General features: G+C 61.1%; 11 protein-coding genes. 6 read left to right on the plus strand and 5 right to left on the minus strand.

The genetic code is table 11. From position 1 onward, the window contains the following. Nucleotides 1-94: 94 nt before the first annotated feature. Complete coding sequence (locus tag ACODR6_RS25690) at nt 95-2,392, minus strand: putative bifunctional diguanylate cyclase/phosphodiesterase (RefSeq protein ID WP_489025136.1); 2,298 nt, start codon at nt 2,390-2,392, stop codon at nt 95-97. Nucleotides 2,393-2,715: 323 nt separating this feature from the next. Here ACODR6_RS25690 and ACODR6_RS25695 point away from each other — a divergent pair, with 323 nt between their 5' ends. Both ACODR6_RS25695 and ACODR6_RS25700 read left to right on the plus strand, forming a co-directional pair. Next, on the plus strand, nt 2,716-3,255 hold the full coding sequence (locus ACODR6_RS25695) for a TRAP transporter small permease subunit (protein WP_112719734.1): 540 nt from the start codon (nt 2,716-2,718) through the stop codon (nt 3,253-3,255). Nucleotides 3,256-3,276: 21 nt separating this feature from the next. Then, nucleotides 3,277-4,815 carry a TRAP transporter large permease gene (locus ACODR6_RS25700; protein ID WP_112719735.1) on the plus strand — a complete coding sequence of 513 codons (1,539 nt, stop codon included), beginning with the start codon at nt 3,277-3,279 and terminating at the stop codon, nt 4,813-4,815. Nucleotides 4,816-4,872: 57 nt separating this feature from the next. On the opposite strand, the gene ACODR6_RS25705 is transcribed toward ACODR6_RS25700, so the two are convergent. After that, the gene (locus ACODR6_RS25705; RefSeq protein ID WP_130282204.1) at nt 4,873-5,979 is read right to left on the minus strand and encodes a TRAP transporter substrate-binding protein; all 1,107 of its coding nucleotides are present in this window, start codon (nt 5,977-5,979) and stop codon (nt 4,873-4,875) included. A gap of 292 nt (nt 5,980-6,271) precedes the next feature. Between ACODR6_RS25705 and ACODR6_RS25710 the strand changes: the two genes are divergently transcribed. Further along, nucleotides 6,272-7,042 carry a gamma-glutamyl-gamma-aminobutyrate hydrolase family protein gene (locus ACODR6_RS25710; protein ID WP_489025137.1) on the plus strand — a complete coding sequence of 257 codons (771 nt, stop codon included), beginning with the start codon at nt 6,272-6,274 and terminating at the stop codon, nt 7,040-7,042. Here ACODR6_RS25710 and ACODR6_RS25715 read toward each other — a convergent pair. The 3 genes from ACODR6_RS25715 to ACODR6_RS25725 form a co-directional block, all read right to left on the minus strand. Then, nucleotides 7,039-8,001, minus strand: a complete 963-nt coding sequence (locus ACODR6_RS25715) for a 2-hydroxyacid dehydrogenase (protein ID WP_489025138.1) — start codon at nt 7,999-8,001, stop codon at nt 7,039-7,041. The genes ACODR6_RS25710 and ACODR6_RS25715 overlap by 4 nt on opposite strands. Before the next feature lie 28 nt (nt 8,002-8,029). Further along, complete coding sequence (locus ACODR6_RS25720; protein ID WP_112719739.1) at nt 8,030-9,052, minus strand: LacI family DNA-binding transcriptional regulator; 1,023 nt, start codon at nt 9,050-9,052, stop codon at nt 8,030-8,032. 121 nt (nt 9,053-9,173) lie between these two features. Continuing rightward, nucleotides 9,174-9,686 carry a MarR family winged helix-turn-helix transcriptional regulator gene (locus tag ACODR6_RS25725; RefSeq protein WP_199628958.1) on the minus strand — a complete coding sequence of 171 codons (513 nt, stop codon included), beginning with the start codon at nt 9,684-9,686 and terminating at the stop codon, nt 9,174-9,176. Nucleotides 9,687-9,758: 72 nt separating this feature from the next. Here ACODR6_RS25725 and ACODR6_RS25730 point away from each other — a divergent pair, with 72 nt between their 5' ends. The 3 genes from ACODR6_RS25730 to ACODR6_RS25740 all read left to right on the plus strand — a co-directional run bounded on the left by ACODR6_RS25730 (nt 9,759) and on the right by ACODR6_RS25740 (nt 12,788). Continuing rightward, the gene (locus tag ACODR6_RS25730) at nt 9,759-10,550 is read left to right on the plus strand and encodes a creatininase family protein (protein ID WP_489025140.1); all 792 of its coding nucleotides are present in this window, start codon (nt 9,759-9,761) and stop codon (nt 10,548-10,550) included. A 127-nt stretch (nt 10,551-10,677) separates the two neighbouring features. Then, complete coding sequence (locus tag ACODR6_RS25735) at nt 10,678-11,799, plus strand: CobW family GTP-binding protein (protein WP_489025142.1); 1,122 nt, start codon at nt 10,678-10,680, stop codon at nt 11,797-11,799. Further along, nucleotides 11,799-12,788 (plus strand): WD40 repeat domain-containing protein, encoded by a 990-nt coding sequence (locus ACODR6_RS25740; protein ID WP_130282214.1) that lies wholly within the window; start codon nt 11,799-11,801, stop codon nt 12,786-12,788. The genes ACODR6_RS25735 and ACODR6_RS25740 overlap by 1 nt, the downstream gene beginning before the upstream one ends. Nucleotides 12,789-12,801: the final 13 nt, after the last annotated feature.

Here is a 12,801-nt window from a genome sequence, read left to right on the forward strand (position 1 = left end):
CAATAATTGCAAACAATCTTAATCACATTTGAATCAATAAGGTTAATGGCGCCCGGAAAAGGCGCCGAGAAAAATACCGATCAGGTGGTGGGGTTCAGGCGGCTCCGGCCTTGCGGCGCGATGCCGGGCGGAGATTTCCGGAGAGGATGCCGATGTTCTGCGAGGGTACCGGCGGAGAGAACACATAGCCCTGGATGAGGTCAGCGCTGCGTTCCTTGTTGATGATCGCCAGCTGATCCGTCGTCTCGACGCCTTCGATGACGATCTTCAGGCCAAGCTCGCGGGCAAGGTTGACCGTGCCGCGCAGCAGCTTCAGCCGCCGGGTATCCTGGGCGATGTTGCGCACGAAGGAACGGTCGATCTTGACGATATCGAGCGGCAGCGTGTCGAGATAGCTGAGGCTGGAGAAGCCGGTGCCGAAATCGTCGATGGCAATGGTGATGCCGCGCGAGCGTAGTTCCGCAAGGATCGCGCGCACCGCGGCCGGTTCGTCGATCAGGCAGCTCTCGGTGATCTCAAGATGCAGGCGCGAGGCCGGCAGGCCGGTCTTGGCGAGCGCCTCGGAGACGAGCAACAGGATATCGTTGTCGCGCAGGTCGCGCGCCGACAGGTTGACCGAGACGGCAATATGCTCCGGCCAGGTCATGCAGTCGCTGCAGGCCTGCACGAGGATGAAGCGGGTGATGTCGGAGATGATACCCATCTCCTCGGCCAGCCGGATGAAGACATCGGGCGGGATCGAGCCGCGCTCCGGGTGCACCCAGCGCGCCAGCGCCTCGGCACAGTCGATCCGCGAGCCATCGGCGCGATACATCGGCTGGTAGACGGCGTTCAGCGCACCGGCGGTAACGGCGTCGCGAAGATCGGCCTTCAGTTTCTGCTGCTCGACATAGCGGCCATCCATTTCGCGCTCGAAACCGGCAATGCCGCCGCGGCCGCGCGACTTGCTTTCGAAGAGCGCCAGATCCGTCTTGATACTCCACTCGTCCATCGCGAAGGCATTGCCCTCGAGCACGGCATAGCCGGCGCTGAGCGAGATCAGGAACGTCACCTCATCGGCCTCGTAATGGCCCTGGATGGCGGTATGCACGGTGCGGATCTCCGCCTCCAGCGTTTCCCGGTTCTTCGCATGTGGGAAGAAGATCACGAACTGGTCGCCCATCAGGCGCCCGACGATCGCGCTTCCGGCCTTTTCCTTGACCCGTTCGGCAATGGCGCAGAGCAGCTTGTCGCCGGTGATATGGCCGCGCATGTCGTTGACATGCTTGAACTCGTCGATGTCGATGACCATGAAGCCGAGCGGGCCTTTGCGGCGCGGATGACGGTTCAGATAGTCCTGGACCAGCTGGCCGAAATATTCACGGTTCGGCAGGCCGCTCAGCGCATCGAAACGGACCATGTGGAGGATCTTCTGCTCGGCCTTCACGCGGCTGGAGACGTCTTCGAAGATCAGCACCGCCCCGCCATCGATACGGCGCTTGGCGGAGAACTCAAGCGACAGGTCCTCGGGCAGATGGATCAGCACGCGCGACATACTGCCTTCGGCCACCTGCGACAGCTGCCGCAGGATCAGGTCCGGCTGCGAGGCATCAACGAAGCTGTAGCGCGCCCCATAGCGCAGCACCGCGCCGAGATCGCGATCCTTCAGCCTGTCGGGGTCGCCGATCTTCAGGAGTTCGCAGGCCTTGCGGTTGATCACCTGAATCCGGTTGCCGGGATCCACCATCACGAGGCCATGCGGCATGTTGTTGAGCGCGGTATCGAAACGGTCGGCGATCAGCGAAATCTGCCGGTGAGCGATGACATTCTCATAGAGGAATTCGCGAACGCCATTGGCCATCGCCCGCGTCGTCAGCCCGAAGGGAATGAGGAAGGCCGAAAGAATGGCACGATAGAAATCGAGCGCCATCAGGCTGCAGACGATCATCGGCAGGCAGCAGGCAAGAGTCTGCAGGTCGATCGCCCGCTGCGAACCGTAATTGCGGCCGACGACCGACACCATCGACGCCATCGTCACCGCGATACAGGCGAGCTCGGCGAAGGGATCGCGCAGAATGAAGATCGCATAACCGCTGCCGATACCGAGGATTGCCGCGGTCGAGGTTGCGCCGATCACATAGAATGTCTCCCAACGCTCGATATCGGCGCGCGTCAGCGACTGCTTCTCCACCTTGTCGAACTGGCGGAAGGTCAGCATGCGGCCGACGAAGGTCAGCAGGAAGGCGAGAGCGAGGAGATAGTAGAGCGGCGCATCCGCCTTGGCGGCGACGGCAACGAAGGCAACGACATGGACGATAACGCCGGCCACGAGCGTCATGCGGTTCCCGAAGAGGGAACTCACGAATGACAGATACACATCCTTAGGGACCCTGTTCGGGTTATGTGGCTTCATCCATATTTTCCCTGTGCGCGGGCAAGATACTCAGAACCTTTTAAAAATTGATTGCATGAACCCTATGTATTTGGCCGGTTTTTCTAAAACTTTGAGACGAAATCCAAAATATTGACGCGTTATATGCAGCCGCGGGATGTATTATTTCCGACTGATATTCCGCTCATAGGTTGCCGCCGCCGGGACGGCCGGATGCGGGCGCCGGGCGCCGCGCCTACGACTAAACTCCTAGACGGCCCATTTAATCTTTCATTTTAGAAACCCTTCGTTTACACAAATTTCAACGAGGAGAACTTGCCGTAAAGGCAAACATGGGGAGAGGAATGGCGGCTCTGCTGAGTGTCAGCCGGCTGATCGATCGATTCAGCCAAGTTATCGGTAAGATTGCAGACTACATGGTGCTCTTCTGCTGCCTGATCAGCGCAGCCAATGCCATCGTCCGCTATACCTTCAATTACAGCTCGAATGGCTGGCTTGAGATCCAGTGGTATCTCTTTGCCTATGTCGTCGTGCTCGGCGCCGCTCACACGCTGCGCAACAACGAGCATGTGCGCGTCGACCTGATCTACGGATCGGTCTCCGATCGCGCCCGGCTCTGGATCGACGCGATCGGCCTGATCGTCTTCCTGATCCCGGCCTGCATCTTCCTGTCGATCCTCTGCTGGCCCTATTTCATGCACTCCTTCCAGCAGGGCGAAGTCTCGGCCAATGCCGGCGGTCTGATCCGCTGGCCGGTCAAGTTCATGCTGTTTGCCGGTTTCGCGCTTCTCACCCTTCAGGGCATTTCGGAGCTGATCAAGAGGATCGCGGCGCTCGTCGGCGATATCCAGATCGACACAAAATACGAAAAGCCGCTGCAATAAGACGACTGGGGGAGAAAGCACGTGTTCGATTACGGTATTATTCCGCCCGCCATGTTCGTCGGCATGATCATCTTCATGCTCTATGGCTTCCCTGTCGCCTTTTCGCTCGCAGCCGTCGGCCTGTTCTTCGGCCTGATCGGCATCGCGACCGGCCACTTTGGCGAAGTGTTCCTGCAGGCCCTGCCACTGCGCTTCTTCGGCATCGTCTCCAACGACCTGCTGCTTGCCATCCCCTTCTTCACGCTGATGGGCGCGGTGCTCGAGCGATGCGGATTGGCGGAAGACCTGCTTGAGGGCACCGGCAAGCTGTTCGGCGCCATCCCCGGCGGCCTGGCCTACGCCGTCATCCTCGTCGGCGCCGTGCTTGGCGCCATCACCGGAACGGTGGCGGCCTCGGTCATCACCATGGGCGTCATCTCGCTGCCGATCATGCTGCGCTACGGCTACAGCCCGCGACTTGCCACCGGCGTCATCGCCGCCTCCGGCACCATCACCCAGGTCATCCCGCCGTCGCTGGTTCTCGTCGTTCTCGCCGACCAGCTCGGCCGCTCCGTCGGCGACATGTATCTCGGCGCCATCGGTCCATCGATCCTGCAGGTGGCGATCTTCGTCGGCTACATCCTGATCCTGTCGATCATCAATCCGAAGTCGATGCCACCGCTGCCGAAGGAAGTGCGCGGCGATTTCGACTGGAAGCTGCTAGCCACAGTCCTCTGGGGCATGATCCCCTCGATTGTGCTCATCTTCCTGGTGCTCGGCACCATCTTCATGGGCCTGGCGACGCCGACCGAAGCCGGCGCACTCGGCGTCGTCGGCGCCATCGCGCTTGCCGCCCTGCACCGCCGCCTCACCTGGCCGCTGATCCGCGAGGCGATGACCTCGACCATGCACATTACATCCATGGTGGTGATGATCCTGATCGGCTCGACCTGCTTCAGCCTCGTCTTCCAGGGCATGGACGGCTCGCGCTGGATCGAGCACATGCTCTCGGGCATTCCGGGCGGTCCTGTCGGCTTCCTGATCTTCGTCAACATCTTCATCTTCATCCTCGCCTTCTTCCTGGATTTCTTCGAGATCGCCTTCATCGTCATCCCGATGCTGGCCCCGGTGGCCCACAGCCTCGGCATCGACCTGATCTGGTTCGGCGTACTGATCTGCGTGAACATGCAGACGAGCTTCATGCACCCGCCCTTCGGCTTCGCGCTCTTCTACCTGCGCTCGATCGCCAGCCGCGACGTGAAGACGAAGGACATTTACATGGGCGCGATACCTTGGGTCGGCATGCAGCTGATCCTCGTCGCGATCATCATCTTCTGGCCGCAGTCCGTCACCTACTGGCTGGACAAGGGTCCGCAGGTCGATCCGAACACCATCAAGATCGAGGTGCCCGGCTTCGGCGGCCAGCTCGGCCTGCCGCCGATGGGCGCTCCGGGTGGTGCATCGCCGCAGATCCCGGGCCTCACCCTGCCGCCGCTCGGCACGCCCGGCCAGCCGCCGGCAGCCCCCGCCCCGGCAGCGCCGGCGCAGCCCGACCTCAGCCAGCCGCCGGTTATCAAGTAGGCAGCAAAAAGCCCCGGATTTCTCCGGGGCTTTTTGTTGGCGGGTAGCTTTCTAAGCTCAGAGCTTCCCAGCGCGCTGCTGGATCATCATGAACGTATCGAAGGTGTATTCCGACAGCTGCATCCAGAGATAGGCGTCGCGCTTGAAGGCGGCCTGGTCCTCGTAGATCTTCTTGAAATAGGGATTCTTCGAGGAGATGTCCTTGTAGAGGTCCATCGATGCCTGGAAGCAGGCTTCCATGATTTCCTGGCTGAAGGGACGCAGCGTCGCGCCTTCGGCGACGAGCTGCTTCAGCGAGCCCGGGTTCTTCATGTCGTACTTCGCCATCATGTTGGTGTTGGCGTAAGCGCAGGCGTCGGTGAGTGCCGCCTGATAATGCTTCGGCAGGCTGTTCCACTTTTCGAGGTTGAAGAAGGCGTGGACCGTCGGGCCACCTTCCCACCAACCCGGATAATAGTAATACTTTGCAACCTTGTGCAGACCGAGCTTCAAGTCGTCATAGGGACCGACGAATTCGGCCGCATCGATCGTGCCCTTTTCGAGCGCCGGATAGATGTCGCCGCCGCCGATCTGCTGCGGGATGACGCCGACCTTCGACATGACTTGACCGGCAATGCCGGCGATACGCATCTTGACGCCCTTGAGGTCGTCGAGCGTGTTGATCTCCTTGCGGAACCAGCCGCCCATCTGCGCGCCGGTGTTACCGGCCGGCATCGCGTAGATGCCCTGCGTCGCGTAGAATTCGTTCATCAGCGCATTGCCGTTGCCTTCGTAGAACCAGGCATTGGTCAGGCGGCCGTTGAGACCGAACGGAATGGCGGTGCCGATCGCGTAGGTCGGGTCCTTGCCGACGAAGTAATAGGAGCAGGTGTGAGCAGCTTCGACGGTTCCGGAACTGACGGCATCGGCCGCTTCGAGAGCCGGCACGATTTCGGCCGCGGCAAAGGTCTGGATCTGGAAGTTGCCGTCGGTCGCCGCGGCAACATGCTTGGCAACGTCATCGGCGCCGCCATAGATCGTGTCGAGGCTCTTCGGGAACGACGACGTCATGCGCCACGAGATCTTCGGATTTTCCTGCGCGATCGCAGGTGCAGCCAATGCGCCAGCCGCGACGGCGCCTGCCCCCGTTGCACCCGCCTTCTTGATAAATGAACGACGATCCATCAAAAACCTCCCGTATAGATGGCAATGCGCGGCTAAACTCTTCCCTACCCGTCGCAATGGCGACGAGCTAAGCATGCAGCCGTTCGCGTTTCAAGCGTTAGTCTATGAGACTTTGGCATCACGGCAGCAATGCGGCACAGGCGGGCTTTCCATCAAAATCAGCAGTTTAGCCGATTTTCGGGAGGGACGGAGAACATTGCCGCAATTTGGCCAGCCATTGCGCCGAGAAGTTGACTTTGCAGCCGTTCTCGGCTCTCAAATAGCGATCACCAAGAGATTTTCCGGATAGACCATGACCAAGCCGATCGTTGCCGTTCCCGCCGATATCCGCACCCTCGATGGCGCCGTCTGGCACGCCGCCCAGCACCAGTATGTCCGCGCAGCACTGAATGCCGCCGAAGTCATGTCGCTGATCGTGCCGGCTTTCGAGAAGGGCTATGACATCGACGCTATCCTCGATCGCGTCGATGGCGTGCTCGTCTCCGGTTCGGCTAGCAACGTTCACCCTTCGCTTTATGGCGTCGAGGCCCGGGACAGCGACGGCCCCTTCGATCCGGCGCGTGACGCGACCAGCCTGCCGCTGATCCGCCGTGCCATCGACCGCGGTATCCCGCTGCTCGCCATCTGCCGCGGCATCCAGGAGCTGAATGTTGCGCTCGGCGGCTCGCTCGCCAGCGAAATCCAGGAACAGCCGGGTATCTGGGACCACCGCAGACCCGAAGGCGTCGACCGCGACGGCATGTATGCCATCCGCCAGAGCGTCTTCGTCAAGGAAGGCTCCTGCATCGCCGGGATCATCGGCTCTGGCGAAATACAGGTGAACTCGCTGCACCGCCAGGCGATCGCCAAGACCGCGCCGCGCCTGCAGGTCGAGGCACTTGCCGAAGACGGTACGGTCGAAGCCGTTTCCGTGATCGACGCCAAGGCCTTCGCCGTCGGCGTCCAGTGGCATCCGGAATATTGGGCCGAGACCGACAAGCCCTCGAACCAGCTCTTCGAGGCCTTTGGCAATGCTGTTCGCGATTATGTGGCGAAGAAGGCCGGTTCGAAGGCGATCGCCTAAGCCTTGACGGGCGTTTCCGGCACCGGCGTCAGTGGCTTGCCCTGCTGGAACCAGCTGATCAGATTGTCCACGACCAGATCGGCCATGGCATTGCGCGTCGGCACCGAGCCGGATGCAAGATGCGGCAGCAACACGGCGTTCGGCAGGTCGAGCAGACCGGCAGGCACATTCGGCTCGTCATAGAAGACATCGAGACCGGCGGCGCCGATGACGCCGTTCTTCAGTGCTGCGATCAGCGCATCCTCATCGACACTCCAGCCGCGCCCGACATTGATGAAGATGCCGTCGGATCCGAGTGCCGAGAGGATATCGGCATCGACGACCTTGTGAGTCTGCGGCGTCTTCGGAACGATGGCGATCAGCGTATCGACGGCTGCGGCCAGTTCCTTCAGCGACGAATAGTAGTCGTAGGCGACATCCGGGTTGCGGCTGCGCGTGTGGTAGCTGATCTTGACCTTGAATGGCTCCAGGCGCGCGGCGATTTCCTGGCCGATACGGCCAAGGCCGAACATGCCGACATGCCGTCCCTTCAGCGAAAAGCGCGACAGCGGATAATTGACGCCCGGCTTCCAGTTGCCGTCGCGCAGCCAGTTTTCGGCACGCGGGAATTCGCGGGCGGTGTTGAGAAGCAGCGCCAGCGCCGTGTCGGCGACCTCGTCGTTCAGCACATCGGGCGTATTGGTGACGACGATGTTCTTAGAGGCCGCATGCTTCACATCGACACCGTCATAGCCGACGCCGAAGCTCGAGATCATCTCGACCGCGGGAAGCCCGTCGATATCGGCTGCATTGATCGTGCCCGAAACCGCCACGCCGCGGATGCGCTTCGCCGTTTCCGCATCGATTGCCAGCCTGCCATTTGCATCGCGCGCCGCCGGAACCAGCTCGAAATGCTCCTGCAGTCTGGCAGGAACGCGATCGTGTATCTTCCCGGGAACGAGAATGGCAATGCGGGACATGGCTTTTCCTCTTGGCTGTGGGCTGGGGCTATGAGCGGGAGTTAACAGGACTCGTCGACTGACGGATGCGCATCTCCGGCTTGATCAGGTGGATACCATCGGGCTCGTGACTGCCGGCAAGGCGATCGAGCAGCGCGCGCGCCGCAAGCCGGCCAACTTCCGCCTGGCCGTTCCAGACGGTGGTCAGCGCCGGTGTCGCGATCGATGCTTCCTCAAGGTCGTCGTAGCCGGTGACCGAGATGTCGCGGCCGGGAACAAGACCGGCGCGGGAAATACCGTTCATCAGGCCGATGGCGACGAGATCGTTCCAGCAGACGGCGGCCGTCGGCTTCTGCGGCAGAGACAGGAAGTGGACGGCGGCTTCGAAACCGCCCTGCTTCGAGCGCGGCCCGGGAATGCGCAGGTTCGGATCGACTTCGATGCCGGCCTTGCGCAGCGCGTTGACATAGCCCTGGTAGCGGTCGCGGCCGGTCGAGGTCTGGTCGGTGCCGCCGATCATTGCGATCGAGCGATGGCCAAGGCCGATCAGGTGATTGGTGGCAAGCGAAATGCCGTAGCTGTCATCGCCGCGATAGGTCGGCAGGTCCATGACATCCATCGAACGGGCAACAAGGATCGCCGGCATGCCGTTATCCTCGGTCAGCTGCAGGTCCTCGGGCGGCGTGCCGATCGCCGGCGACATGATCACGCCGTCGCCGCCGAGCTGCAGCAGCGTCTCGATGAAGGTGCGCTGCTTTTCGACGGAGTCGTAATGGTTCGACAGAATGAAGGTGTGGCGGCTGCGGTCGAGTTCACTCTCGATCGCCTTCAGGATTTCCCCGTAGAACGGGTTCATGATGTCATGCACCACGACGCCGATGATGCCGGAGCGCGAGGTGCGCAGGCTGGCGGCGCGGCGGTTATAGATATAGCCCAGCGCCCGGGCCTGTTCCTTGATCTTGTCGCGAGTGCTGCCAGCCACAAGCGGGCTATCGCGTAGGGCAAGAGAGACGGTTGCCGTTGAAATACCGAGTGTTTCGGCAATCGTCGAAAGCTTGATCTTCTGAGCCACGCATCCTCCCCAGGCAACGCGCAAGATGATGGAGCGCGATATGAGACCGGATGACGACGCCCCTTAAAATGTTTAATTAAAAGATTAAACGCAGAGAGGCAAACCTAAATTTCAGCCAGGTTTAATTTTCGTCCGGCTCTTCGAAATGCTGCACCTCGGCCTGGAGATTGCTGTCGATCGCTTTCAGCAGACGAACGAGATTGCGGATTTCCTTGTCGGAAAAATCGAGGGTCGCCAGCTTGTCGCAGGAGGATCCGGCCATTTCGATCGCCTGCACGCTACCGCGGCCGAGCTCCGTCAGATAGACCTTGGTGAGGCGCGCATCTTCGGCATCCGGCTTGCGCTCGAGGAAGCCCTGCGCCTCCATGCGGCCGATCGTGCGGGTCATCGTCGGCGCCTTGACGCCGAGCCGCTGGGCAAGGCCGCCCGCCGTCATGCCGTCGCTTTCGGCAAGCGACAGGATCACGCCGTCCTGTCCGGCATAGAGGCCGCTTTCGAGAAGATTGCGCGACAGCACGGTGCGCATCGAGCGCGCCGCCTGCGTCAGGGCGGGCGAGAGATCGGCGACCGTATATTCGGTCTGGTCCTTCTTCTTGGACTTGTTCTTCTTGCCGTCCTTGTTCTTCTTGCCCATCGCCATCCCTTTGATTTACTGCAATATGACATTGCGCAGCTTCACGTCATAAACAAGGGGCATTGAAACCGGATGACAGTCCCCTCACTAAACTTTGCGGACAACGATCCGTCGCTGACGCCTGACGAAAGAAGCCGCTGGATTGCCATCTTACCACTTGGCGCACATGAGCAGCATGGTCCCCACCTGCCCTTCGATACTGACACCCTGATCGCCGAAGGCATTGTCGAGCGCCTCAAGGCAGCACTCCCTCCTTCCCTGCCCGTCACATTCCTGCCGGCCGAGCCGATCGGCTATTCGATCGAGCATATGGATGCGGAGGGAACGAAGACGCTGACCTATGGCGAGGCCATCCATCGCTGGCTCGGCATCGCCGGAATGCTGCACGATCTTGGCATCCGCAAGCTGGTGCTCCTCAACGCCCATGGCGGCAACTCGCCGTTGACGGCGATCGTCTCGACCGAGGCGCGCGTCCACTTCAACATGCTGGCGGTCGCCACCAGCTGGACCCGCTTCGGCGTCCCCGATGGCGTCATTTCGCCGGAAGCAAAGGCGATCGATATCCATGGCGGCGATATCGAGACATCGGTGATGCTAGCGCTGCATCCATCTAGGGTGAACATGCCGAAGGCCGCCGACTTCCCCTCGCGCCAGAGTGAATTTGCCAAGCGCTTCAAGCATCTGCGCGCCTACGGCCCGCATGCTTTCGGCTGGAAGATGTCCGATCTCAGCGAGACCGGCGTCGCCGGCAATGCTTCGGTCGCAACGGCCGAGAAAGGCGAAGTTCTGATAGCGCATTCAGTCAAAGGATTGGTCGAGCTGCTGCAGGATGTCGATGCATTCGACGCATCCGAACTAGCCTGAGACGCAGCACCGGCAGAATGTGATCTTATAACATTATAAAACCCTTTGAACTGCCGCTCCCAACTCCTTATATGAAACCGACCGTTTAAAGCCCCATCGGCGGTATACCAATTTCTTCGAGGTTCTCATGACCGACGCAATTTCCACGCAGCAGAAGCCCATTCCCGTCACTGTGCTCACCGGCTATCTCGGTGCCGGCAAGACGACGCTGCTGAACCGCATTCTTTCGGAAAACCACGGCAAGAAATACGCTGTCATCGTCAACGAGTTCGGCGAGATCGGTATCGACAACGACCTGATCGTCGAGTCCGACGAAGAAATCTACGAAATGAACAACGGCTGCGTCTGTTGCACCGTGCGCGGTGACCTGATCCGCGTCGTCGAAGGCCTGATGCGTCGCCCCGGCCGTTTCGATGGCATCATCGTGGAGACCACCGGCCTTGCCGATCCGGTTCCGGTTGCCCAGACCTTCTTCATGGATGACGATGTCCGCGCCAAGACCGAGCTCGATGCCGTCATCGCCCTCGTCGATGCCAAGCACCTGCCGCTTCGCCTGAAGGACAGCCGTGAAGCCGAAGACCAGATCGCTTTCGCCGACGTCGTGCTCATCAACAAGACCGACCTCGTGACCCCGGAAGAACTGGCGCAGATCGAAGACATCGTCCACGCCATCAACCCGTCGGCCCGCGTCTACAAGACCAGCCGCTCCGGTGTCGATCTCGCCCGCGTTCTCGATCAGGGCGCCTTCAACCTCGAGCGTGCGCTGGAAAACGATCCGCACTTCCTCGAGCATGGCCATGACGATCACGTGTGCGGCCCGGATTGCGATCACGATCACCATCATCACGCGCATGGTCATGACCATGGCCACGATCATCACCACCATGATCATGATCATGATCATGATCACGACCACCATCACCATGGCGCGGTATCGCCGATCCATGACGTGACGGTTCAGTCCGTTTCGCTGCGCGGCGGCGAGATGATCGCCGAACGCTTCTTCCCCTGGATCCAGAAGATCACCCAGACTCAGGGCCCGAACATCCTGCGCCTCAAGGGCATCATCGCCTTCAAGGACGATGCCGAGCGTTACGTCGTTCAGGGCGTGCACATGATCGTCGAAGGCGATCACCAGCGCCCCTGGAAGGACGGCGAGAAGCATGAGACCCGTCTCGTCTTCATCGGCCGCGAACTCGACCGCGAAAAGCTCGAAGCCTCCTTCAAGGCGTGCGAGGCTGCGGCCTGATGCCAACAGTTGCTCCGCTTGATCTCGACGGCCATATCCTGGCCGTCGAATTTTTAGGTGATACCCCCTTCTTCGCCAATGCCAACGGCACCTTCCATCGCCTGGAAGGCAGCGAGAAGGTGACCGAAGCCCATCAGGGCATGCTCACCTGCATCCGCGATCCCTATAGCGAAAGCCTGATTTCAGGCGGCGAAGACGGCAAGGTCTTGCGCATCAATGCCGATGCCAGCGTCACCGAACTCGCCAGCGCGCCGCGCAAGTGGATTTCCCAGGTTGCCGCCGGCCCGCAGGGCGCCATCGCCTATTCCTATGGCAAGAGCGCCTTCGTGCGCCTGTCGAACGGCGAGACCAAGGAATTCACCGAAGAGCGCACCGTCGAAGGCCTCGCCTTCGCGCCGAAGGGCCTGCGCCTCGCCGCTGCCCGCTATAATGGCGTGTCGCTGCATTGGGTGACGATGAGCGCCAAGCCGGTCGATCTCGAATGGAAGGGCGCGCACACGGGCGTCACCTTCTCGCCCGACGGCAACTTCCTCGTCACCTCGATGCAGGAAAACGCCCTGCATGGCTGGAAGCTCGATATCAAGCCGGGCTCTGAAGCCCGCCACATGCGCATGACCGGCTATCCGGCCAAGGTGAAGTCGCTCTCCTGGTCCGCCAAGGGCAAATGGCTGGCATCGTCTGGCGCACCGGCCGCCATCGTCTGGCCCTTCCAGGGCAAGGACGGCCCGATGGGCAAGTCGCCGCTGGAGCTCGGCACCCGCGCCAACATCATGGCGACGTCAGTGAAATTCCATCCGGCCGAGGATATCCTGGCAATCGGCTTCATCGACGGCATGATCCTCGCCGTGCGCCTTGCCGACAGCAAGGAAGCGCTGATCCGCCGCCCCGGCAAGGGCGCCATCACCGCCATGAGCTGGAGCAAGAACGGCAAGCTGCTGGCCTTCGCCTCGGAAGCCGGCGATTGCGGCGTGGTCGATATCTCGGCCTGATCCTTCAGGCGCG

This window comes from Rhizobium sp. FG96, assembly GCF_057808655.1.